19 protein-coding genes are annotated in these 23,957 nt (G+C 62.1%); 9 read left to right on the plus strand and 10 right to left on the minus strand.

The window, feature by feature from the left end:
- Positions 1 to 27: 27 nt before the first annotated feature.
- Both mfd and EL255_RS09405 read right to left on the minus strand, forming a co-directional pair.
- Positions 28 to 3,471, minus strand: coding sequence for a transcription-repair coupling factor (gene mfd, locus EL255_RS09400; RefSeq protein WP_042653661.1), 3,444 nt, complete (start codon positions 3,469 to 3,471; stop codon positions 28 to 30).
- A gap of 40 nt (positions 3,472 to 3,511) precedes the next feature.
- Positions 3,512 to 4,087: a PilZ domain-containing protein gene (locus EL255_RS09405; RefSeq protein WP_042653662.1), complete on the minus strand. Its 576-nt coding sequence runs from the start codon at positions 4,085 to 4,087 to the stop codon at positions 3,512 to 3,514.
- Between the two features lie 76 nt (positions 4,088 to 4,163).
- Here EL255_RS09405 and EL255_RS09410 point away from each other — a divergent pair, with 76 nt between their 5' ends.
- Genes EL255_RS09410 through lolE form a run of 3 tightly spaced genes read left to right on the plus strand, consistent with a single transcriptional unit; the run spans position 4,164 to position 7,394 of the window.
- Positions 4,164 to 5,399, plus strand: coding sequence for a lipoprotein-releasing ABC transporter permease subunit (locus tag EL255_RS09410; protein WP_042653663.1), 1,236 nt, complete (start codon positions 4,164 to 4,166; stop codon positions 5,397 to 5,399).
- Between the two features lie 40 nt (positions 5,400 to 5,439).
- The gene (gene lolD / locus EL255_RS09415; RefSeq protein WP_042653664.1) at positions 5,440 to 6,153 is read left to right on the plus strand and encodes a lipoprotein-releasing ABC transporter ATP-binding protein LolD; all 714 of its coding nucleotides are present in this window, start codon (positions 5,440 to 5,442) and stop codon (positions 6,151 to 6,153) included.
- Positions 6,153 to 7,394, plus strand: coding sequence for a lipoprotein-releasing ABC transporter permease subunit LolE (lolE, locus tag EL255_RS09420; protein ID WP_042653665.1), 1,242 nt, complete (start codon positions 6,153 to 6,155; stop codon positions 7,392 to 7,394). Before lolD ends, lolE begins: the two co-directional genes overlap by 1 nt.
- A 77-nt stretch (positions 7,395 to 7,471) precedes the next feature.
- Here lolE and yfbR read toward each other — a convergent pair whose 3' ends face one another.
- Together yfbR and EL255_RS09430 are read right to left on the minus strand one after the other, a co-directional pair.
- Positions 7,472 to 8,062 carry a 5'-deoxynucleotidase gene (yfbR, locus tag EL255_RS09425; protein WP_042653666.1) on the minus strand — a complete coding sequence of 197 codons (591 nt, stop codon included), beginning with the start codon at positions 8,060 to 8,062 and terminating at the stop codon, positions 7,472 to 7,474.
- A 90-nt stretch (positions 8,063 to 8,152) separates the two neighbouring features.
- A complete protein-coding gene (locus EL255_RS09430; protein ID WP_042653667.1) occupies positions 8,153 to 8,587 on the minus strand; it encodes a YccF domain-containing protein in 435 nt (144 codons plus the stop codon).
- A gap of 429 nt (positions 8,588 to 9,016) precedes the next feature.
- On the opposite strand from EL255_RS09430, the gene tig reads away from it, so the two are divergent.
- From tig to ppiD, 6 genes are all read left to right on the plus strand, one after another.
- Positions 9,017 to 10,327, plus strand: coding sequence for a trigger factor (gene tig, locus EL255_RS09440; RefSeq protein ID WP_042653668.1), 1,311 nt, complete (start codon positions 9,017 to 9,019; stop codon positions 10,325 to 10,327).
- An 86-nt stretch (positions 10,328 to 10,413) separates the two neighbouring features.
- Positions 10,414 to 11,037 (plus strand): ATP-dependent Clp endopeptidase proteolytic subunit ClpP, encoded by a 624-nt coding sequence (gene clpP, locus EL255_RS09445; RefSeq protein WP_033129953.1) that lies wholly within the window; start codon positions 10,414 to 10,416, stop codon positions 11,035 to 11,037.
- Positions 11,038 to 11,107: 70 nt separating this feature from the next.
- Positions 11,108 to 12,382: an ATP-dependent protease ATP-binding subunit ClpX gene (clpX, locus tag EL255_RS09450; protein ID WP_042653669.1), complete on the plus strand. Its 1,275-nt coding sequence runs from the start codon at positions 11,108 to 11,110 to the stop codon at positions 12,380 to 12,382.
- 140 nt (positions 12,383 to 12,522) lie between these two features.
- Entirely contained in the window at positions 12,523 to 14,877 is a 2,355-nt protein-coding gene (lon, locus tag EL255_RS09455; protein ID WP_042653670.1) for an endopeptidase La, read from the plus strand.
- A gap of 240 nt (positions 14,878 to 15,117) precedes the next feature.
- Positions 15,118 to 15,390, plus strand: coding sequence for a nucleoid-associated protein HU-beta (hupB, locus tag EL255_RS09460; protein WP_042020877.1), 273 nt, complete (start codon positions 15,118 to 15,120; stop codon positions 15,388 to 15,390).
- Positions 15,391 to 15,539: 149 nt separating this feature from the next.
- A complete protein-coding gene (ppiD, locus tag EL255_RS09465) occupies positions 15,540 to 17,453 on the plus strand; it encodes a peptidylprolyl isomerase (protein WP_042653671.1) in 1,914 nt (637 codons plus the stop codon).
- A 9-nt stretch (positions 17,454 to 17,462) separates the two neighbouring features.
- Here ppiD and EL255_RS21335 read toward each other — a convergent pair whose 3' ends face one another.
- The 6 genes from EL255_RS21335 to EL255_RS09495 all read right to left on the minus strand — a co-directional run bounded on the left by EL255_RS21335 (position 17,463) and on the right by EL255_RS09495 (position 23,953).
- Positions 17,463 to 17,663 carry a hypothetical protein gene (locus EL255_RS21335; protein ID WP_170176003.1) on the minus strand — a complete coding sequence of 67 codons (201 nt, stop codon included), beginning with the start codon at positions 17,661 to 17,663 and terminating at the stop codon, positions 17,463 to 17,465.
- A 57-nt stretch (positions 17,664 to 17,720) separates the two neighbouring features.
- Positions 17,721 to 19,313, minus strand: coding sequence for an ABC-F family ATPase (locus tag EL255_RS09475; RefSeq protein WP_042653672.1), 1,593 nt, complete (start codon positions 19,311 to 19,313; stop codon positions 17,721 to 17,723).
- Between the two features lie 153 nt (positions 19,314 to 19,466).
- The gene (locus EL255_RS09480; RefSeq protein WP_042653673.1) at positions 19,467 to 21,122 is read right to left on the minus strand and encodes a cation acetate symporter; all 1,656 of its coding nucleotides are present in this window, start codon (positions 21,120 to 21,122) and stop codon (positions 19,467 to 19,469) included.
- Complete coding sequence (locus EL255_RS09485; RefSeq protein WP_042653674.1) at positions 21,119 to 21,430, minus strand: DUF485 domain-containing protein; 312 nt, start codon at positions 21,428 to 21,430, stop codon at positions 21,119 to 21,121. The genes EL255_RS09480 and EL255_RS09485 overlap by 4 nt, the downstream gene beginning before the upstream one ends.
- 107 nt (positions 21,431 to 21,537) lie before the next feature.
- On the minus strand, positions 21,538 to 22,164 hold the full coding sequence (locus EL255_RS09490) for a 3'-5' exonuclease (protein WP_042653675.1): 627 nt from the start codon (positions 22,162 to 22,164) through the stop codon (positions 21,538 to 21,540).
- A gap of 1 nt (position 22,165) precedes the next feature.
- Positions 22,166 to 23,953: a putative nucleotidyltransferase substrate binding domain-containing protein gene (locus EL255_RS09495; RefSeq protein ID WP_042653676.1), complete on the minus strand. Its 1,788-nt coding sequence runs from the start codon at positions 23,951 to 23,953 to the stop codon at positions 22,166 to 22,168.
- Positions 23,954 to 23,957 lie beyond the last annotated feature (4 nt).

Consider the following 23,957-nt stretch of genomic DNA (forward strand, 5'->3'; position numbering starts at 1 on the left):
TCCCGTTTTGTTGTGTGCTCACCGTGATCAGAGGCTGTGGTTGGCGAGATCCGTCAGCAGGCTGTCGACCAGCTTCAGGCGCATGGCCCTGTCCTGATTCGGCACCTGGAAGCGCAAGCGGGTCGGCCCGTCCATCTTGTAGATGCGCGGCTGCTCGGAGAGCAGCTTGACCAGATAGCCGGGGTTGACCCTGGTGTCCTGGTTGAAGTCGAGATAACCGCCGCGCTCGCTCATCTCCACCCGGCGGATGCCGAGCGCCGTGGCACGCTGGCGGAAGGCCGCAATTTCCATGAGCGTCTTGGTCGGCTCCGGCAGCAGGCCGAAGCGGTCGATCAGCTCCACCTTCAGCTCGCGCAGCTCCTGCTCGTCGGCGGCGCTGGCGATGCGCTTGTACATGGAGAGCCGCATGTTGACGTCCGGGATGTAGTCGTCCGGCAGCAGGGCCGGCAGGCGCAGCTCCACCTCGGTGTGCTGGCTCATCAGCTGCTCAAGGGACGGCTCCTTGCCGTTCTTGAGCGCCTCCACCGCCTGCTCCAGCAGCTCCATGTAGAGGGTGAAGCCAATCGACTCGATCTGGCCGCTCTGATCGTCGCCGAGCAGCTCGCCCGCGCCGCGGATCTCCAGATCGTGGGTGGCCAGCGCGAAGCCGGCACCGAGATCCTCGAGGGAGGCGATGGCCTCCAGCCGCTTGATGGCGTCCTTGGTCATCAGCTTGGGATGGGGGGTGAGCAGATAGGCATAGGCCTGGTGATGGGAGCGGCCGACCCGGCCCCGCAGCTGGTGCAGCTGGGCCAGCCCCAGATGATCGGCGCGGTCCATGATGATGGTGTTGGCGCTCGGCACGTCGATGCCGGTCTCTATGATGGTGGTGCAGACCAGCAGGTTGAAGCGCTGGTGATAGAAGTCCGACATGATGCGCTCAAGATCGCGCTCGCGCATCTGGCCGTGGGCGATGCCGATGCGCGCCTCCGGCACCAGCTCGGCGAGATCGCCGGCGCACTTCTCGATGCTCTCCACGTCGTTGTGCAGGTAGTAGACCTGACCGCCGCGTTTGAGTTCCCGCAGCACCGCCTCGCGGGTGACCGCCGGCTCCTGCTGGCGCACGAAGGTCTTGATGGCGAGCCGCTTGGCCGGCGGGGTGGCAATGATGGAGAGATCCCGCATGCCGGACATGGCCATGTTGAGGGTGCGCGGTATGGGGGTCGCGGTGAGGGTGAGGATGTCCACGTCGGCCCGCAGCGCCTTGATCTTCTCCTTCTGGCGCACCCCGAATCTGTGCTCCTCATCGACGACCAGCAGCCCCAGATCCTTGAAGGTGAGCTCGGAGCCCAGCAGCTTGTGGGTGCCGATGATGATGTCCACCTTGCCCTCGCGCAGCTCTTTGAGCACGGCGGTCTGCTCCTTGGCGGAGCGGAAGCGGCTCAGCACCTCCACCCGCACCGGCCAGTTGGCGAAGCGATCGCGGAAGTTGTCGTAGTGCTGCTGGGCCAGCAGGGTGGTGGGCACCAGCACCGCCACCTGCTTGCCGCCGTGCACCGCCACGAAGGCGGCGCGCATCGCCACTTCGGTCTTGCCAAAGCCCACATCGCCGCACACCAGTCTGTCCATGCTCTTGGCCTGACACATGTCCCCCAGCACCGCATTGATGGCGTTGAGCTGATCCTCGGTCTCCTCGAACGGGAAGCCGGCGGCAAACTGACGGTAGGCCTCCTTGTCGTGCTTGAAGGCAAAGCCCTTGCGGGCGGCGCGCAGGGCGTAGACGTCCAGCAGCTCGGCCGCCACGTCGCGGATCTTCTCCGCCGCCTTGCGCCTGGCCTTGGTCCAGGCCTCGCCGCCGAGTTTGTGGCTGGGCGGATTGTCCGACCCGGTATAGCGGCTGATCAGGTGCAAGTTGGTGACCGGCACGAACAGCTTGTCGCCGCCGGCGTATTCCAGGGTCAGGAACTCGGTGGGCAGGCCACCGGCATCCAGGGTCTCGAGCCCGAGATAGCGACCGACCCCGTGATCGAGATGCACCACCGGCTGGCCCTGGGTCAGCTCGCCCAGGTTGCGGATCACCGCATCCGAGCTCAGGTTCTTGCTCTTCTCCCGCTGCCGCTTGCTGCGGATCTTGCCACCAAGCAGCTCGGTCTCGGTGATGAGCGCCAGCTCATCCTGACCGGGCTCGCGCAGCAGGAAGCCCCGCTCCAGCGGGCTGACCAGCAGGCCGTGGCGCGCCTTGCTCCCTATGAAGGCATCGAGGGAGACGAACTCCTTGGGCTGCAGTTGGATGCGCGCCAGCAGATCGCCGAGCACCTCGCGCCGCCCCTCGGACTCCACCGCAAACAGGGTGCGGCCCTTGAACTGGTCGAGGAACTGGCCCAGCGCCAGCAGGGGCTGCTCCTTGCTGTGATCCAGCTGCAGGTCGGGCAGGGGAGCCAGGGGCAGATCCCAGTGACCGGCGCCGCCGTCGGTGGCGGCCTCCTGCAGCCGCACGGCGCCATACTGGCCGAGGGCGGCAAACAGCTGCTCCACCGGCAGATAGATCTGTTGGGGCGGCAGCAGTGGGCGGGTGTTGTCCCAACGCCTGTCTTCGTAGCGCTGGCCTATATCGTTCCAGAACCGCTGGGCGGCGGGATAGATCTCCCCCACTGTGAGCAGCAGGGTGTTGTCCGGCAGGTAATCAAACAGACTGGCGGTCTGCGCGAAGAAGAGCGGCAGATAGTATTCGATGCCGGCGGGCCAGCGCCCCTTGCTCACCTCCTGGTAGACAGATCCCTCGGCGCGCGACAGCTCGAACTGCTCGCGGAACTGGCCCCGGAACAGCTCGATGGCCCCTTCGTCGGTGGGAAATTCCCGGGCGGGCAGCAGGCTGACGCTCTTGACCGGCTCGCTGGAGCGCTGGGTCTCGGGATCGAAGGGGCGGATGGAGTCCACCTCGTCGTCGAAGAAGTCGATGCGATAGGGGCTGTTGCTGCCCATGGGGAAGAGATCGAGCAGGGAACCGCGGGCGGCGAATTCGCCGTGCTCCAGCACCTGATCCACCGCCACGTAACCCGCCTCGGCGAGGCGACCCCGCAGCTGTTGCAGGTTGAGGCGCTGACCGGCCTTCACCAGCAGGCTGTACTTGTCGAGATAGACTTGGGGCGCGCAGCGCAGCATCAGGGTGGAGATGGGCACGATCAGCACGCCGCTGTTCATCTGCGGCAGCTTGTAGAGGGTCTCGAGCCGCTGGGAGATGATGTCCTGATGGGGGGAGAAGGTGTCGTAGGGCAGGGTCTCCCAATCCGGGAACATCAGCACGGGATCGTCCAGCAGGAACTGCAGTTCCTGTTCGAGGCGCAGGGCACTCGGGGTATCGGCGGTCACCAGCAGGACGGGGCGATTCGCCTCCTGGGTGAGGCGGGCGGCAACCAGTGCCAGGCTGCTGCCGACCAGCTGGCCCAGGGTTATTTTCTGGCCCGCTTTGGCGGGCAAGGCGGGGAGTTTCATTGGCATCGTTCGATTCTTTTAACGTTGACGTTGGCTGTGGTTAGCGCTGACGCTCTTGGGCACGCAGTTTTAGCTGTTTCGATTGCACATGCAGGCTGGCGCGCACCAGCAGTTCCCGGTCATCCTCGCGGATCCGCACATAGTCGAGCACCACGTGCACGCCATGTTCGCTCGGCTCCAGGTGTTTGACCTCGGCATAGCAGTAGACGGCGGAGGCTTCCTCGCGAAGGAAGATCTTGAGGCGCACCAGCTGATGGACCCTCGGCGCCTCCCCATGCCCCTGACGTGGATGCAGGTAGGTGAGCTGACCGGCGCCAAAGCGCAGGGTGTGGAAGCGATGCTCGGGGTGATCCTGCACCGCCAGCACATAGCCCATGATCATGTCGATCTTGCGCGACTGCTGGTTGATGATCTCCACCAGATCGTGCATCGACTCGTTCTGGTTGCGCAGCAGGCGGCTGCTCATCATGTCGATGGAGGTGATGGAGGAGGCGATGCGAAAGGGTTCGGGCAGCTCGGCGTCCAGTGCCTCCAGCGTCGGCAGGTGAAAGTCGGCCGGCATGGGGATCACATTGACCGGCGTGGCATGGGTGACGCTGAAGAACTGTTCCTGCATGGAGGCTATCCCTTGTTGTCATAGTCTATTTGCCTTTATTATCCGGTATCTTATTTCGTTGGCAACGTACATATCCTTGAAGACTGGACTTTTTCAGCCACTGTCGCTGGCCATCGGCCTGCGTTATGCAGGCTCACGACGCAGTAACCGCTTCGTTTCATTCATCTCCCTCTTCTCCACCTTCGGCATCGCCATCGGGGTCGCGGCCCTGATGGTGGTCATCTCTGTGATGAACGGTTTCGAGGGGCAGCTCAAGGGCCGCATCCTCGGGGTGATCCCCCATGTGGTGGTGACCAATACCGCCGGCCGGATGGAGGTGGCGCCCCCTGGCCTGCCCGATCTGGCCGGGCTGCCCCACGTGGTCGCCCATGCCCCCATGCTCGACAGCGAAGGCATGTTGCAGAGCCCGGGCCAGCTCACCGGCGTCAGCGTGCAGGGCATAGATCCGGCGCAGTGGCCCAAGGATGACATCCTGCACGCCCAGATGCTGGGCGGGCGGCTGGACAGCCTGCAGCGCGGTGAATACCACATAGTGCTGGGGCAGGGGGTGGCCAACCGCCTCAAGGTGTCCATCGGCGACCAGGTGCGTCTCATCCTGACCGAGGGCACCCGCTTCACGCCTTTTGGTCGGGTACCGACCCAGCGGCTGTTCACCGTCTCCGGCATCTTCGGGGTCGGCGCCGACGTGGACAGCCAGGTGGCGCTGATCGCGCTCGGCGACGCCCAGCGCATGCTGCGCCTGCCCGAAGGCACAGTCGGCGGCATTCGCCTCTGGCTGGATGATCCCTTCGCCGCCGATCAGGTGATCAAGACCCCCTTGCCCGACGGGCTGGAGTGGCAGGATTGGCGCCGCGAGCGCGGCGAGCTGTTCCAGGCGGTGGCCATGGAGAAACGCATGATGGGGCTGATGCTGGTGCTGATCATCGCGGTCGCCACCTTCAATATCCTCTCCGCCCTGGTGATGGTGGTCACCGACAAGGAAGGGGAGGTCGCCATCCTGCGGACCATGGGCATGAGCGAGTCCGGTATCGTCAAGATCTTCATGGTGCTGGGGGCGTCGAGTGGCGTCATAGGCGCGCTGTTTGGTGGTTTGGCGGGACTTGGCCTCTCCCTGGGGCTCAACCCCCTACTCGATGCGGTGGGGCTCAACCTCTATATGGCCGCCGGCGGCTCTGGCCTGCCGGTGATCGTCGAGCCCGCCCAGGTCGTCACCATCTTGCTGGGCGCCGTGCTGCTCAGCTTCAGCGCCACCCTCTACCCTGCGGCCCGTGCGGCCCGGGTGAAACCGGCCGAGGCGCTGCGTTATGAATAATTCATCTTCTCTTATATTGCATCCCAGTGGAGCCCCTCTTATGAATGAGTCCTTATCACGTAACGCTCAGCCGCGTGAACCTCTGCTGCGTTGCGAGGCACTGAATCATGTCTACAAAGAGGGCCATCTCGAGACTCAGGTGCTCAAGGGGATAGATCTCAGCGTGGCCCCCGGCGAGATGCTGGCGGTGGTGGGCAGCTCGGGTTCGGGCAAGACCACCCTGCTGCACCTGATGGGGGCGCTAGACAACCCTTCCAGCGGCACCGTGCTGTTCAAGGGGCAGGATATCCATCACTGGGACAGCCGTACCCAGGCCAGGTTCCGCAACCAGGAGCTGGGCTTCGTCTATCAGTTCCACCATCTGCTGGCCGAGTTCACCGCGCTGGAGAACACCGCCATGCCGCTGCTGATCGCCGGCGAATCGGTGGCGAGCGCCACCGACAAGGCGACCCGGATGCTGGGGCGGGTGGGGCTCTCCCATCGCCTGCACCACAGACCGTCCGAGCTCTCCGGTGGCGAACGCCAGCGGGTGGCCATCGCCCGCGCCCTGGTCAACGAGCCGAGTCTGGTGCTGGCGGACGAGCCGACCGGCAACCTGGATCACGCCAGTGCCACCGCCGTCTACGAACTGCTGTGCGAGTTGAACCGGGAGCTGGGCACCGCCTTCGTGGTGGTGACCCATGACTTGAGCCTCGCCGCCAAGCTGCATCGCCGGGTGACCCTGGTGAGCGGCATCATGGCGGAGGTCGCCTGATGTTCAAACCGCTGCCCCTCTTTCTGGGCCTGCGTTACAGCCGCTCCCGCCGTCGTAACGGTTTTATCGCCTTTATCTCGGCCTCCTCCCTCATCGGCATTGCGCTGGGGGTGATGGCCCTCATCCTCGGTCTTTCCGCCATGAACGGGTTCGAGCGCGAGCTCAAGAACCGGGTGCTCTCGGTGGTACCGCATGGCGAGCTGATCGGCATGGAGGCGCCGCTGCCCGACTGGCCCAGGCTGCGGGATTACCTGCTGGCCCAGCCCGGGATCGAGGCCGCCGCCCCCGTCATCCGGCTCGATGGCCTGCTGGAGCACGGCTCCGCCCTCAAGGGGGTGCAGGTGCGCGCCGTGTTGCCCGAGCTCGAGGCCAACCTGTCCGATGCGGGCAAGTACATGACGGGGCGCGGCCTGCGCGAGCTGCAGGCCGGTGGCAACGGGGTCATCCTCGGCAAGACCATCGCCGACAAGCTGGGGGTCGGCATAGGTGACACCGTCGCCTTGCTGCTGCCGCAGGGGGGAGATGCCGCCGGCATCAAGAACCCGAAGCGGGAGGCGCTCAAGGTGGTGGGGCTGCTGGAGATAGGCGGCCAACTCGACGGGCTGCTCGGCTTTATGCACCTCGCCGACGCCCAGGCCATCACCGGCATGGGCAGCGCGGTGGAGGGCTTCAGCCTCAAGGTGAATGACGTGCTCAAGGCGCAGTCCATCACGGTGGCGGCCGCCCAGAAATTTCCGCATTACGTCTACATCAGCAGCTGGATGAGCCGCCAGGGCTACCTCTATCAGGACATCCAGATGGTGCGCACCGTGATGTACGTGGTGATGCTGATGGTGGTGGCGGTGGCCTGCTTCAACATCGTCTCCACCCTGGTGATGGCGGTGAACGAGAAGCGCAGCGAGATCGCCATCCTCAAGACCATGGGGGCGAGCCCGGGCCAGATCCGGCTCACCTTCGTCATCCAGGGCATGGTGAACGGGGTGGCGGGCGCCCTGCTCGGGGCCCTGCTCGGTGGCCTGCTCTCCAGCAAGCTGACCCAGATCCTGAGCTTCATCGAGGGGGTGATCGGCCATCGCTTCCTCAATCCGGACATCTACTTCATCGACTTCCTGCCGACCGAGCTGCACCTGCAGGATCTGGTGATAGTCACCAGTGCCGCCATCCTGATGAGTCTGCTGGCGACCCTCTATCCCGCCTGGCGGGCGAGTGGCCTGGTGCCGTCCCGCGAGCTGGGACACTGATCGACGCCGGATGTGAAGACAAAGAAGAAGGGCCCGTTACGGGCCCTTCGCTTTTTCTGGTGGCGGCGATGGCAGGCTCAGTGGGCGTTGAGTTCATCCAATGGCAGCGAGAAGCTGGCCACGAACACGTCGATGAAGTAGCGCATCGCCGGGTTCATGCGGGCGGCCAGCATCTGCTCGAGCCGCTTCCTGGCCGGCTCGAACTCCCGGTTGCCGGCATTGATCTCTTCCAGGCACTTGGTATAGGCGCAGAGGGTGTCGGCATCCTTCACCAGCCGGCTGAGCTCGCCATCCTGGGCGCCGGAGTCGAGCAGGGGGCGAAAATCTTCCATCAGCTCGGGGGGCAGCATCCCCAGCAGGCGCTGCTCGGCCGCCAGCTCTATCTTCTTGTATTCACGGGCTATCTCGGGGTTGAAATACTTGACCGGGGTCGGTAGATCACCGGTCAGCACCTCGCTGCTGTCGTGGTAGAGCGCCATCACCGCAGCCAGGTTGGCATCGACTCTGCCATCAAACAGGCGATTCTGGATGACCCCGAGGGCGTGGGCCACCATGGCGACCTGCAGGCTGTGCTCGGCGATGTTTTCCGGCTGTATGTTGCGCATCAGCGGCCAGCGATAGATGAGTCGCATGCGGGCGAGGTTGGCGAAGAAGTGGCTGGGGAGCATGAATGACCTCGAACGGGGGCAATGAAAAAGGGCAGACCCTAGTCTGCCCTTTTTTTACCTCGCAGGCATAGCCCGTTGCCGCATTCTTGGTTAGCGAATGTAGCGACCGGATTCGGCCTCGTGATTGGTCACCACCATCTGACCGATGGGGGCCAGCGCGATCAAGGCGAGCTTGAGGTGCTGGATGCCGAACGGGATGCCGATGATGGTCACGAAGCAGGCCAGTGCCGAGGCGATATGGCCGATGGCCAGCCAGACCCCGATCACCAGGAACCAGAGGATGTTGCCGATAAGGCCCAGCACGCCGGAGCCGATGTCGCTCTGGCCGGTCATGCTCTTGCGGCTCACCGCCTGCTTGCCAAACGGGAAGAAGGTGAAGGTGCCGATGACGAAGCAGGAACGCCCCCAGGGGATCCCTATCAGGGAGACGAAGCAGAGCAGCCCGGCCAGCCACCAGGCCAGCCCCATGACGACGCCCCCCAGTACAAACCAGAGCAGGTTAAACAAGAAGCGGAAAAAGGACATGTGGGTCACTCCAGACTCATAAATTGGTTGTCACCATAGCGAGCGGCGTCGAGGGACGCAATGGCTGATGCGAGAAGGTGGACAATTTGGGTCGCAGCCGCCCTCGGCGGGGCCGTTTTGCGGGCCACAGGGGTGGAAAAAGGGAGGGTTGGTGCGTAAAAAGGTGAGCGAGTGCAAATTATTGCTAACCTGGCGCTTGAACTGGGGCCAGGGCTTCCCCATATAAGGGGCAGACATGCGCAAATTGTGCCGTCTGTGCCCCGGATGGGGGATGTGCGGCTCGACGCGACCAATGTGCGCCGCTATAATGTCGCGTCATATTTTCTCATCACAAAGACAGTCGTTGTCTTTATAAACAGGAAGACTCCGGGTTTTACCCAGGGGTAATAAAGGGTCAGCACACAGTGCTGAGTTGAACGAGGTAAAAGAATGCAAGTTTCTGTAGAGACAACCCAGGGTCTGGAACGCCGTCTTACCATCACTGTACCGGCTGCTACCGTTGACGCTGCCGTGCGTAAAGAATTGAATGGCCTGGCCAAGACTCGTCGCATCGACGGTTTCCGTCCTGGCAAGGCTCCGGTTGCCATCATCAAGAAGATGTTCGGCGCCATGGCCCATGCCCGCGTTGCCGATGAAATGATGCAGAACAACTTCATCAAGGCCATCATCGAAAACAAACTGAGCCCGGCCGGCGCGCCGACCATGGATCCGAAAGAGATCAAGGAAGGCCAGGATTTCGAGTTCACCGCCACTTTCGAAGTGTACCCGGAGTTTGAAGTTGCAGGCCTCGAGACCATCAAGGTCGAGAAGCCGGTTGCGACCGTCAAGGATGAAGATCTGGCCAACATGATCGACACCCTGCGCAAGCAGCACGCGACCTGGACCGATGTTGACGCCGCTGCCGCCAAGGGCATGCGTGTCACTCTGGACTTCGTCGGTTCCATCGACGGTGAAGAGTTCGACGGCGGCAAGGCCGAAGGTTTCACCCTGGAGCTGGGCGCTGGCCGTATGATCCCGGGCTTCGAAGATGCCATCCTGGGCAAGAAAGCGGGCGACGAGTTCACCATCGAGGTGACTTTCCCGGCTGACTACCACGCCGAAAACCTCAAAGGCAAGGCGGCCAAGTTTGCCTCCAAGCTGAACAAGGTTGAAGAGCAGGTGCTGCCCGAGCTGACCGAAGAGTTCGTCAAGCGTTTTGGCATCGAGAGCGGTAACGTTGAAGAGCTGAAAGCCGAAGTGCGCAAGAACATGGAGCGCGAACTGGCCCAGGCCCTGAAAAACAGCGTGAAAGAGCAAGTGCTGAACGGCCTGGTTGAAGCCAACCAGATCGATCTGCCGAAGGCTGCCGTTGCCCAGGAAATCGACACCCTGCGTCAGCAGGCGCTGCAGCGCTTCGGTGGCTTCCAGGGCGGCAACGCTCCCGAGCTGCCGGCCGAGCTGTTCCAGGCCCAGGCCGAGCGTCGCGTCCGCGTTGGTCTGCTGCTGGGTGATGTCATCCGCACCAACGAGATCAAGGCTGACGATGCCCGTGTGACCAGCATCATCGAGTCCATGGCCACCGCCTACGAAGATCCGAAGGAAGTGATCGAGTACTACCAGAAGAACGAGCAGATGCTGAATGGCGTCCGCAATCTGGCGGTTGAAGATCAAGCCATCGACCTGATCCTGTCCAAGGCGCAAGTGACCGAGAAAGAAGTGGCCTTCGACGAAGTGATCAACAAGTCCGGTGCCGCTGCCTAAGAACATTTGACTTAAGGTCAAAACTGTTAAGTATAATGGCTCGTGTGATCTCCACTCGGGCCATTTTATTTTAGGGACAATGCCTTATGTACAAGAACTATAACGATGTGACTGAATCCCCACGCAATGCGCTCATCCCTATGGTGGTCGAGCAGACGGCGAAAGGGGAGCGTTCTTATGACATCTATTCCCGCCTGCTGAAAGAGCGGGTCATCTTCCTGACGGGTCAGGTTGAGGATCACATGGCGAACCTGGTGGTGGCTCAGCTGCTGTTCCTGGAGTCCGAGAACCCGGATCAGGACATCAGCATCTACATCAACTCGCCGGGTGGTGCCGTCACTGCGGGTATGTCCATCTATGACACCATGCAGTTCATCAAGCCGGACGTCAGCACCGTCTGTATGGGGCAGGCCTGCTCCATGGGCGCCTTCCTGCTGGCCGGTGGCGCCAAGGGCAAGCGCTTCTGCCTGCCCAATGCGCGCGTGATGATCCACCAACCGCTGGGCGGCTTCCAGGGCCAGGCATCTGACATCCAGATCCATGCCCAGGAGATCCTGAAAATCAAGAATACCCTGAACGAGCGTCTGGCCTTCCACACCGGCCAGGACATGGCCACCGTCGAGCGTGACACCGATCGTGACAACTTCATGTCGGCCGAGCAGGCCGTGGCCTATGGTCTGGTCGACGGCATCCTGAGCCAGCGCGGCTGAGCAGGGTATCCCGTCCTGTTGTAAACTCAACAGGACGATCCATCCTCTATTGATAGAACGAGGTTGCTGAATGACAGAGAAACGCAAGGGTGAGGGCGACAAGCTGCTTTATTGCTCTTTCTGCGGCAAAAGTCAGCATGAAGTGCGTAAGCTGATCGCTGGCCCTTCCGTCTACGTATGTGATGAGTGTGTCGAGCTGTGCAACGACATCATCCGCGAAGAGATCCGCGAGATCTCTCCCAAGCGCGATGGTAGCGAGCTGCCGACCCCTCATGAAATTCGTGCGCACCTGGATGACTATGTGATCGGCCAGGAGTACGCCAAGAAGGTGTTGGCCGTGGCCGTTTACAACCACTACAAGCGTCTGCGCAGCGGCAGCGAAGCCGGCGGTGTGGAGCTTGGCAAGTCTAACATCCTGCTGATTGGCCCGACCGGTAGCGGCAAGACCCTGCTGGCCGAGACGCTCGCCCGCCTGCTGGATGTACCCTTCACCATGGCCGACGCCACCACCCTGACCGAAGCCGGTTACGTGGGCGAAGACGTGGAGAACATCATCCAGAAGCTGCTGCAAAAGTGCGACTACGACGTAGAGAAGGCCCAGCGTGGCATCGTCTACATCGACGAGATCGACAAGATCTCCCGCAAGTCGGACAACCCCTCCATCACCCGCGACGTGTCCGGGGAAGGGGTGCAGCAGGCGTTGCTCAAGCTGATCGAAGGCACCATAGCTTCCGTCCCGCCGCAAGGTGGTCGCAAGCATCCGCAGCAGGAGTTCTTGCAGGTCGATACCTCCAAGATCCTCTTCATCTGCGGTGGCGCCTTTGCCGGCTTGGACAAGGTGATCGAGCAGCGTTCCGTCAAGGGCACCGGCATCGGTTTTGGCGCTGACGTCAAATCCAAGAACGCCAAGGCGACCTTAAGCGAGAACTTTGCCAAGGTGGAGCCGGAGGATCTGATCAAGTACGGTCTGATCCCCGAGTTCATCGGTCGTCTGCCGGTGGTCGCGACCCTCACCGAGCTGGACGAGGCTGCCCTCATCCAGATCCTGAAAGAGCCGAAAAACGCGCTGACCAAGCAGTACGCCGCGCTGTTCGCCCTGGAAGAGGTGGAGCTGGAGTTTCGTGACGACGCCCTGAACGCCATTGCGCGTAAGGCGATGGAGCGTAAAACCGGTGCCCGTGGTCTGAGATCCATTGTCGAAGCCGTGTTGCTCGACACCATGTATGACCTGCCGTCCCTGGAAGGGGTCAGCAAGGTGGTGATCGACGAGACGGTGATCAAAGGGGACTCCGCGCCTCTGATGATCTACGACAATCCCGAGACTCAGGCCGCCGCCTCAGAGTAACTGGCTGATTTTTAATCACATAAAGGGGCATTTTGCCCCTTTCATGCTTTTTACGGCCAAGGCGATTGAATCTCATCTTAGCGCCCCCATATACTCAGCCAAGCGCTTTGCCAACGGTATAACAAGCCGAGAGGACATATATGAACCTAGAGCGTTCAGAACGCATCGAGATTCCCGTCCTGCCTCTTCGTGACGTGGTGGTTTACCCCCACATGGTCATTCCACTCTTTGTGGGGCGGGAAAAATCCATTCGCTGTCTGGAAGCGGCCATGGAGCAGGACAAAAAAGTCCTGCTGGTGGCCCAGAAGGATGCGTCGACAGACGAACCTACGGTGGAGGAGATCTTCTCCGTCGGGACAGTGGCCAATATCTTACAGATGCTCAAGCTGCCGGACGGCACCGTCAAGGTGCTGGTGGAAGGGGGTCAGCGTGCCCGTCTTGAGCGGATGATCGATGACAAGGACTTCTTCGTCGGTGAGGCGCAGTACATAGCGTCTGCCGCCATCGAGGAGAAGGATCAGGATGTGCTGGTGCGCTCCGCCATCGGCCAGTTTGAAGGTTACATCAAGCTCAACAAGAAGATCCCGCCCGAGGTACTCACCTCGATCTCGGCGATCGACGATGCGGCGCGCCTGGCCGACACCATGGCCGCGCACATGCCGCTCAAGCTCGAAGACAAGCAGAAGGTGCTGGAAATCGCCTCTGTGTCCGAGCGCATCGAGTTTCTGATGGCCATGATGGAGTCGGAGATTGACCTCTTGCAGGTCGAGAAACGCATCCGCTCCCGGGTCAAGAAGCAGATGGAGAAGAGCCAGCGCGAGTACTATCTCAACGAGCAGATGAAGGCCATTCAGAAAGAGCTGGGTGAGCTGGAAGACAGTCCGGACGAATTCGAGGCCCTCAATCGCAAGATTGAAGAGGCCGGAATGCCGGACGATGCCCGTGAGAAGGCGCTGGCCGAGCTCGCCAAGCTGAAGATGATGTCCCCCATGTCGGCCGAGGCCACGGTGGTGCGCAGCTACGTGGACTGGATGGTGCAGGTGCCCTGGAAGGCCCGCTCCAAGGTCAAGAAAGATCTCGCCAAGGCACAAGAGGTGCTGGATTCGGATCACTATGGCCTGGAGAAGGTCAAAGATCGCATCCTCGAGTACCTGGCGGTGCAGGCAAGGGTCAACAAGCTCAAGGGGCCGATCTTGTGTCTGGTAGGGCCACCCGGGGTGGGCAAGACCTCGCTGGGTCAGTCCATCGCCAAGGCGACCGGTCGCAAATATGTGCGCATGGCGCTCGGCGGCGTGCGTGACGAGGCGGAGATCCGCGGTCACCGTCGCACCTATATCGGCTCCATGCCCGGCAAGCTCATCCAGAAGATGGCGAAGATCGGCGTGAAGAACCCGCTGTTCCTGCTCGACGAGATCGACAAGATGAGCTCGGACATGCGTGGCGATCCCGCCTCCGCATTGCTGGAAGTGCTGGATCCGGAGCAGAACAACAGCTTCAACGATCACTATCTGGAAGTGGATTATGACCTGTCGGACGTGATGTTCGTGGCCACCTCCAACTCCATGAACATCCCGGGCCCCTTGCTGGACCGGATGGAAGTGATCCGTCTGTCCGGGTACACCGAGGACGAGAAGCTCAACATCGCCAAGCAGCACCTGGTCGCCAAGCAGATCCAGCGCAACGGTTTGAAAGAGTCCGAGATCACCATCGAAGACTCCGCTCTGATCGGGGTGATCCGCTACTACACCCGCGAGGCGGGGGTGCGTAGCCTGGAGCGCGAAATCTCCAAGATGTGTCGCAAGGCAGTCAAACGCATCCTGCTGGACAAGAGCATCAAGCATGTTCTGGTCAATCAGGAGAACCTCAAGGAGTTCCTCGGGGTCCAGCGTTTCGATTACGGCAAGGCCACCAGCCAGAACCAGATCGGCCAGGTGTGCGGGTTGGCGTGGACCGAAGTGGGCGGCGATCTGCTCACCATCGAGACCACCAACATGCCGGGCAAGGGCAAGCTCACCTACACCGGCTCGCTCGGTGATGTGATGCAGGAGTCCATCCAGGCCGCCATGACGGTGGTGCGGGCCCGCGCCGAGATGCTGCGCATCAACGCCGACTTCTACGAGAAGCGTGACATTCACGTGCACGTGCCGGAAGGGGCGACCCCGAAGGATGGCCCGAGCGCAGGTATCGCCATGTGTACCGCCCTGGTCTCCAGCCTGACCGGCAACCCGGTCCGTGCCGATGTGGCCATGACCGGGGAGATCACCCTGCGCGGTGAGGTGCTGCCCATCGGCGGCCTCAAAGAGAAGCTGCTGGCGGCCCATCGTGGCGGCATCAAGCGGGTGCTGATCCCGAAAGAGAACGAGCGCGACCTGGAAGAGATCCCGGCCAACGTCAAACAAGACCTTGAAATTTATCCGGTTCGCTGGATTGATGAGGTGCTGGCACTGGCGCTGCAGGACAATCCACAGGGTTTCGAACGCGTTTCTGTCGTGTAAATGTTGATGCGCCGCAAATTTGGCGCATTCGGGAGGTGGTTAAGGCTTGCATGCGCCGGATAACGGAAGTAGCCTTGACCACCGATCGGGTACTCATGATGAGTCGCAATGCGTGATGTGGCGCGGGTTTGCGCCAGATTGTCACTTGCAACTGATCAGGAGGCTTGCTATAAAACCTCCACTTGTTGTGGCCAGGGAAATCAGCGCCGCAGCGATGTTCGATAAAAGGGGAATATAAGAGTGAATAAATCTCAACTGATTGACAAGATTGCAGACGGTGCTGATATCTCCAAAGCCGCTGCTGGCCGTGCGCTTGATGCCTTCATTGAAGCAGTAGGTGAAGCTCTGAAAGAGGGTGACCAGGTTGCTCTGGTTGGTTTCGGTACTTTCGCTGTACGCGAGCGTGCTGCTCGTTCTGGCCGTAACCCGCAAACTGGCGCGACCATCGAAATCGCCGCCGGTAAAGTTCCTGCCTTCAAAGCGGGCAAGGCCCTGAAAGACGCGGTCAACTAAGCCGGGCGCTGATTCTCATCGGCACCGTCCTTGGTCGCAGACCAGACAAGTTAGAGGGCTCTCCCTCATACTGATTGACCAAGGCGCATCGCAATCGGTGCGCCTTTTCATTATTTAGGCCCATCGAGTTCGGGAGCATAAGTACAAACATGATGTTGGATAAACTACGCGAAGGGGCGCAGGGCAAGGTAGCCAAGGTTATCTTGGGCCTGATCATTCTCTCCTTTGCCTTGGCCGGTGTAGGTAGCTACCTCAACGGCCCGGCACGTACCGCCCCCGCCACCGTCAACGGCAATGACATCAGTGCCCCCGCACTGGAGAATGCCTATCGCAACGAGCGGGCCCGCATGGAGTCCCAAATGGGCGAGGCCTTCAACCAGATGGCCGCCAACCCCGATTACATGAAACAGTTCCGCCGTGGTGTGCTGGACCGGCTCATCGATCAGGCGCTGATCGATGACAAGGCCCGTGAACTCGGCCTGCGCATCAGCGACGCGCAGATCAAGCAGGCCATCGTCGCCATGCCGGAGTTTGTCGAAGAGGGCAAATTCAACAACGAGCGCTACCTGCAGCTGATCCGCCGCGCCGGCATGACGCCGGAGATGTTCCGCGACTCCCTGCGCCAGGACATGGTGCGCCAGCAACTGATGGGCGCCCTGCTGGGCTCCGAATTCGCCCTCAAGGGTGAGGCCGAGCAGCTCGACAAGCTCTACAACCAGACTCGCGATCTGCGCCTGGTGCGCCTGGCTGCCTCTGCCTATCTGGGCGAGGTCGAGGTCTCCGATGCGGAGGTGGATCAGTTCTACAAGGCCAACAGCGCGCGTTTCATGAACGACGAGCAGGTCAAGGTAGACTACCTGCTGCTGGATGCCGCCAACCTGGGTAAAGATATCAAGGTCACCGAGCAGGATGCCCAGGATTACTACGATCAGCACCAGGACCTGTTCCAGCGTGCCGAGCGTCGCCAGGTGGCGCATATCCTGATCCCGTTTGGCAAGGACGAGAAAGCGGCCGAGCAGAAGGCCGAGGCCCTGCTGGCCAAGGCCAAGGGCGGTGAAGACTTCGCCGAGCTGGCCAAGGCCAACTCCAGTGACAGCTTCTCCGCCAAGAAGGGTGGCGAGCTGGACTGGTTCGAGAAAGGGGTGATGGATCCGGCGTTCGAACAAGCCGCCTTTGCCCTGAACAAGGCCGGCGATCTCTCTGGCGTGGTGAAGAGCCCGTTTGGCTTCCACGTCATCAAGCTGCTGGCCGTCGAGCCCGCCAAGACCAAGCCGTTCGTGGATGTGATGAGTGACACCATCAGCCGCCTGCAAGCGGACAAGGCCAAGGAGCTGTTCTTCGCCGAGCAGCAGAAGATGGCCGATAGCAGCTTCGAGAACCCGGACTCCCTGGACCTGACCGCCGAGACCATGGGTCTGAAGGTCATCTCCTCGGATTACTTCGGTCAGGCCGATGCCCCGGCCCCGCTCAAGGATCCCAAGGTGCTGGCGGTGGCGTTCTCCGAACAGCTGCGCGATGACAACACCAACTCGGATGTGATCGAGCTGGCGGATGGCAAGGCGCTGGTGCTGCACATCATGGGTCATAAGCCCAAGGCGGCCAAGCCGCTGGCGGAGATCAAGGAGCAGGTGATCGCGGCCATCAAGCATGACAAGGCCAGCGAAGTGGCCCGTGGCAAGGCACAGGCCCTGCTCGACAAGCTGCACGCCGGTGAGGACATCCAGGCCGATCTGACCGCCCTTGGACTGAAGGTGGAGACCCACAACGGCGTCGCCCGCTTCACCCAGGAGATGGATCAGACCCTGCTGGCCCAGGCGTTCCGCATGCCCCATCCGGTCGACGGCAAGCCGAGCGTCGAGCTGGTGGCCGAAGCCAATGGCGATCGCGTCGTGGTGGCGCTGGACAAGGTCAACGTGACCAAGGAGCCGTCCCAGATGGTCAGCCTGCTGCAAGGCCAGCTTGGCCAGGGCAAGGCGCAGGCCTCCTACAAGTCGCTGATCGATGAGCTGCGCAAAGCGGCCAAGATCGAGTACTTCACCGACGTGGAAGCGACCGTCGAATAATCGACTCGCTCACCCATTGAAAACGGCTCCTTGATGGAGCCGTTTTTTTATCTGCGGGGGCGGGCACACCATTATTATGCTTTTATCCTCAGCATCCTCAGCATCCTCAGCATCCTCAGCATCCTCAGCATCCTCAGCATCCTCAGCATCCTCAGCATCCTCAGCATCCTCAGCATCCTCAGCATCCTCAGCCTCGGCAGAGACAAGCATAAAAAACCGGCGCCTGTGGCGCCGGTTTTCATTTAGGAACCGCGAGGGTAGGGGCGGTTATGCCACGCCCTGAGTACGCAGGTAATCCTCGTAGGTGCCGCCGAAGTCGCGGATGCCATTCTCGGTCAGTTCCATGATGCGGGTCGCCAGGGAGGAGACGAACTCACGGTCGTGGGAGACGAAGATCAGGGTGCCCTGATACATCTCCAGCGCCAGGTTCAAGGATTCGATAGATTCCATGTCCAGGTGGTTGGTCGGCTCATCCATGATCAGGATGTTGGGGCGCTGCATCATCAGCTTGCCGAACAGCATGCGGCCCTGTTCGCCACCGGACAGCACCTTGACCGGCTTCTTGATGTCGTCCTGGGTGAACAGCAGACGACCCAGCACTGAGCGTACCGCCTGCTCGTCTTCGTTGGCCTGTTTCCACTGCGCCATCCAGTCGAACACGTTCAGATCGGTGTTGAAGTCTTCGGCGTGATCCTGGGCATAGTAGCCAATCTGGGCGTTCTCGGACCACTTGATGGTGCCGCTGTCCGGCGCCAATTCGCCCATGAGCGTCTTGATCAGGGTGGATTTACCTATACCGTTGGTCCCCAGAATGGCGACCTTCTCGCCCACTTCCAGCATCATGCTGAGACCCTTGAACAGGGGCGCCTCACCATAACCTTTGGACACCCCTTCCACTTCCAGGATGTTGCGATACAGCTTCTTCTCCTGCTCGAAGCGGATGAAGGGGTTCTGACGGCTGGAGACCTTCACCTCTTCAATCTTTATCTTGTCGATCTGCTTGAGGCGGGAGGTGGCCTGGCTGGACTTGGAGGCGTTGGCACTGAAACGGGAGACGAAGGATTGCAGGTCGGCAATCTGGGCCTTCTTCTTGGCGTTGTCGGAGAGCAGACGCTCGCGGGCCTGGGTGGCCGCGGTCATGTACTCGTCGTAGTTACCCGGGTAGACCCGCAGCTCGCCGTAGTCCAGATCCGCCATGTGGGTGCAGACCGAGTTCAGGAAGTGACGATCGTGAGAGATGATGATCATGGTACTTTCACGATCGTTGAGCACCTGCTCTAGCCAGCGAATGGTGTTGATGTCCAGGTTGTTGGTCGGTTCGTCCAGCAACAGGATGTCGGGGTTGGAGAACAGCGCCTGTGCCAGCAGCACCCGCAGTTTCCAGCCCGGCGCCACTTCGCTCATGGGGCCGTTGTGCAGCTCGATGGGAATGCCGGCGCCGAGCAGCAGCTCACCCGCGCGGGCCTCGGCGGTGTAACCGTCGTATTCGGCAACCAGACCTTCCAGCTCGGCGGCCTTCATGTAGTCGTCGTCGGTGGCTTCCAGATTGGCGTAGATGGCATCGCGCTCGGCGATGGCGGCCCACAGCTCGTTATGGCCCATCATGACCACGTCCAGCACGCGCATCTCTTCGTAGGCGAACTGATCCTGGCGCAACTTACCGATGCGCTCGTTGACGTCCAGGCTCACATTACCGCCAGTGGGCTCAAGGTCGCCGCCGAGGATCTTCATAAAGGTGGACTTGCCACAGCCGTTGGCGCCTATGAGGCCGTAGCGGTTGCCGCCGCCAAACTTGACGCTGATGTTCTCAAACAACGGCTTGGCGCCGAACTGCATGGTGATGTTGTTGCTGCTTAACAAAGGAGATGTCCCGGTTGGTCTGTCAAATGGCGCGCATTATGGCACAGATCCCCCGAAAGTTTTAGTGAGAACTGTGATCTGGCACCATGACAAGTGAGTGAGATCCCATGAAAAAAGCCGGCACAGGGCCGGCTTGGGAGTGACGAGAGCAATTTAGTGGGCGGAGGCACCGGAGGCGCCGAGCCCGGTCTGGGAGCGCACGAACTGCGGGATGAATTTCGCGTGTTCGTCGCTGGCATTCTGGGACTTGTCGGTGACCGAGAAGAACCAGATCCCGGCGAAGGCCAGCAGCATCGAGAAGAGCGCAGGGTACTCGTAGGGGAAGATAGCCTGCGCATGACCCAGCACCTTCACCCACACGGTCGGGCCCAGGATCATCAGGGTCACGGCGCTGATGAGACCCAGCCAGCCACCGTAGACGGCGCCGCGGGTGGTCAGGCGGGACCAGAACATGGAGAGGAACAGCACCGGGAAGTTGCAGCTTGCCGCGATGGAGAAGGCCAGGCCCACCATGAAGGCGATGTTCTGCTTCTCGAACAGGATCCCCAGACCGATGGCGACCACCCCCAGCACCACAGTGGTGTACTTGGAGACGCGCAGCTCGTCGGTTTCGTTGGCCTTGCCCTGCTTGATCACGCAGGCATAGAGGTCGTGGGAGACCGCGGAGGCGCCCGCCAGGGTGAGGCCGGCGACCACCGCCAAGATGGTGGCGAAGGCCACGGCGCTGATGAAGCCGAGGAACAGGCTGCCCCCCACCGCATCGGCCAGATGGACAGCCGCCATGTTGGTGCCGCCCAGCAGGGCGCCGGTGGCATCCTTGAAGGTCGGGTTGGTGCTGACCAGCAGGATGGCGCCGAAGCCGATGATGAAGGTCAGGATGTAGAAGTAGCCGATGAAGCCGGTGGCGTAGAACACGCTCTTGCGCGCTTCCTTGGCGTCACTCACGGTGAAGAAACGCATCAGGATGTGGGGCAGGCCGGCGGTGCCGAACATCAGTGCCAGCCCGAGGGAGATGGCGGAGATGGGATCGGCCACCAGGCCACCCGGGCTCATGATGGCGGCGCCGTTCGCGTGCACCTTGACGGCCTCGCTGAACAGGGCACCGATGTCGAAGTTGACGGACTTCATCACCATGATGGCCATGAAGGAGGCGCCGGAGAGCAGCATCACCGCCTTGATGATCTGCACCCAGGTGGTGGCCAGCATGCCGCCAAACAGCACGTAGAGCACCATCAGGATGCCGACCAGTACCACGGCCACGTGGTATTGCAGGCCGAACAGCAGCTCGATCAGCTTGCCGGCACCGACCATCTGGGCGATCAGGTAGAGGGCGACCACCACCAGGGAGCCGCTGGCGGAGAGGCTGCGCACCGAGGTTTGCTTGAGGCGGTAGGAGGCGACGTCGGCGAAGGTGTACTTGCCGAGGTTGCGCAGCCGCTCCGCGATCAGGAACAGTATGATGGGCCAGCCCACCAGGAAGCCGATGGAGTAGATGAGGCCATCGTAGCCCGAGGTGTAGACCAGGGCGGAGATGCCGAGGAAGGAGGCGGCGGACATGTAGTCACCGGCGATGGCCAGGCCGTTCTGGAAGCCGGTGATGCGGCCCCCTGCGGCATAGTAGTCGGAGGCCGAGCGGTTACGCTTGGAGGCCCAGTAGGTGATGAACAGGGTGGCGGCCACGAAGACCACGAACATGACGATGGCCGGGACATTGAGGGGCTGGCGTTGCACCTCGCCGGTCAGCGCATCGGCCGCCAGCAGGGGGGTGGAGACCAGGCCGGTCAACAGCAGCAGAGACTTGCCTTTCATGATTGCACTCCCTTGAGGATCTTCTGGTTCAGCTCGTCAAACTCGCCGTTGGCACGCACCACATAGATGCCGGTCAGCACGAAGGAGGCGAGGATGAGGCCCACGCCGACGGGAATGCCACGGGTGATGGAAGATCCCTCGCTCAGCGGTGTGCCGAGCCAGCCGGGGGCGAAGGCGATGAGCAGGATAAACGCCAGGTAGAGCCCCAGCATCAGGATGGAGAGGGTCCAGGCGAAGCGTTGGCGTTTGCTGACCAACTCCTGGAAGACGGGATCTTGCTGGATCCTCAGATAGCGTTGCTGTTCCATTGCATTTCTCCATGACATGAATGTCGACTGTGAATGAAGGATGTCCCTACCGAGCAGGAGGTCCGCTCATGTAATGAAAATGTGAATTAAATGTTATTGGTGAGCAATTAGACTTTGGGATAAGCCAGGGGGCCGCCCAGACGCAGGCGCAGGAAGATGAGGGCGGCGGTGACCGCGTCGGCGAGGGCGTCGTGGGCGGGCAGGGGAGGCAGCCCCAGGTGACTGCAGATGGCGCCGAGGTGCAGATCGATGGCGGCATCGGGGTAGCGTCGATAGAGGTGGTCGTGATAGAGCCGGCTCACCTCTATGCCGCGCTGGGGCAGGCGCAGCCCCCACTGCTTTTGGCAGGCCAGGTTGAGGATGCGCAGATCGTAGGGGATGTGATAGCCCACCAGCTCGCGCGGGCCGATGAAGGCCAACAGCTGGCGCAGCGCGGCCTCCAGCGGCATGCCCTGCTGCAAATCCTGATGGCGCAGGCCGTGGATCACCACGGATTGTGCGCTCAGGCTGGCGGGTGCCTGCACCCGCAAGGAGAGTGCCTCCCCGGTGAGCAGCCGGTTGCCCTGGATGCGCACCGCGCCGATGGCGACGATTTCCGCCTGTGCGGGATCCAGGCTGGTGGTCTCGAGATCGAGGGCCACCCACTCATCGCGCGGGGCGGGCGCAAAGAGCGGGGCGAACTCCCCGTGACGAAAAGCCCGGCCAATCCACTGGCGTCGACAGCGACTCCACATGCTATTGCCTCAGACGAAAGTGCAAGACGAGCCACTGCTGGAACTTCTTCACCTGATGCAGGGCATGGCGCAGCAGATCCCGCTCGCTATGGCTGAGCGCCTCCACCCGCACCCTGTGGTCGCCCCCCTTGAGCTGGCTGCGCAGCCGCAGCCGAACGAACAGCCGGAACGCCTCCGCCAGATTGGCGCCGTAGTCGCTACTGAGCCGATCGCAGGCCACCAGGGCCTCGATGCGGCCCAGGGTGGAGGTCTCCAGGATCTTGGCCTCCAGCGCCAGCAGACGGATGCCGTGCACCAGCGCAAACAGGCCACCCCGCTTGAGATCCAGCCCCTCCGGCTCCTGGGCCAGCCGGCCAAACAGGGTGAGGGGGGTGTGAAAGGCGACCGCGGCGCGGGCCATCTCCGCCAGCAGGTCGGGCCGATCGGCGAGCTGCTCCCTTAGCCTGCGGGCGATGGGGGGCAGCAGGCTGCGATCACCGGCGATGGGCTGGGCATCGGCCAGGGTGGCGAGCCAGAGCAGCTCGGCTTCGCTGGCCCCCAGGCAGGCGCGTTCGATCTCCTGTTGCCAGTGCGCGGCCTCCTTCACCCAGGCCGGGTTGCTGACCATCACCCGACCCGGGCAGGGGGGATAACCGAGCCGCTCCAGCAGGGCGCCGAAGGCGGCCAGATCGGCCTGCCGATCGGGCCAATGCAGATCATTGGGCAGGATCAGGGCGTTGTCCTGATCGGTCTTCTGGATCTGCTCGCCGCGCCCCTCAGATCCCAGCATCAGCAGGCACACCTTATCCTGCACCTCGGTCGGGATCGCCAGGGCGAAGGCCTTGGCGATCAGCTGTTCGTTGAGGGTGGCGATGAGCCTCATCAGGAAGGCGGTGTGGATCCCCTGACCGAACAGGGAGCGGGTCAGCTGTTGCTGCTCCCGGGCGACGGCTTCCAGGGCGGCTGGGCTGTCTGCCCTGGCGATGCGCAGGGTCAGCACGTGGGAGTGGGCGGAGAAGAGGCCGAGCACCTGGGTCAGGTGCAAGACGCCCGCCACCTCCTGCCGATCCCAGACCACCAGCCGCTTGATGCGGTGACGGGTCATCAGCAGCAGGGCATCGAACAGGTAGCTGCCAAGGGGCAGGCCGATCAGCGGCGCCGGGCTCAGCACCGCGAGCGGCGCCGTCAGCGGCAGCCCTCTCAGGGTCAGGGCATGGAGCAGGGTCTTGCGGGTGGCCAGGCTCAGGCTGCCGTCGGCGGCGGGATAGAGCAGGCAATCGCTACCCTGGCTGGCCATGGCTTCGGTCGCGGCCAGCAGGCTGAGCCGGCTCTCGACGAGGAGCGGTGGCTGCAGGTGGTTGGGCTCAATCCGGGTCAGGATGAACTCCGCCAGATTCTGCTGGCCAAGCTGCTCCCGCCGCGCCTGCTGGTGCTGGCGCTCGGCCAGGGTCGCGGTGAAATAGTGCGCGAGCTCCGGGTTGCCGGCGCAGAGCTCCGCGAACACCTCGCGGGGGATCAGCTGGCAGAGGCAGTCCTCCAGGGCGCTGAAGCCATGGCGGCAGCGGCCATCGAACTGGGCACGGACGTCGAACAGGTCGTCGACCCCGTAATCGCCGAACGACTGGTGGGGGCTCGACTCCTCCACCGCCCCCTTGATGATGAGGTAGAGGCCGGGAGGGCTGTCCCCCGGGCTCAGCACCCTCTGGCCCGCCCGAAAATAGCAGACGCTGAGGCTCTGCCCGAGGCGCTGGCGCTCCGCTTCCCCGAGGCAGTCAAACGGCGGGCGGCTGAAGTTGAACAGAATGGTCATGGCG

The sequence above is a fragment of the Aeromonas encheleia genome (genome assembly GCF_900637545.1).
GTDB classification, from domain to species: Bacteria; Pseudomonadota; Gammaproteobacteria; order Enterobacterales; family Aeromonadaceae; genus Aeromonas; species Aeromonas encheleia.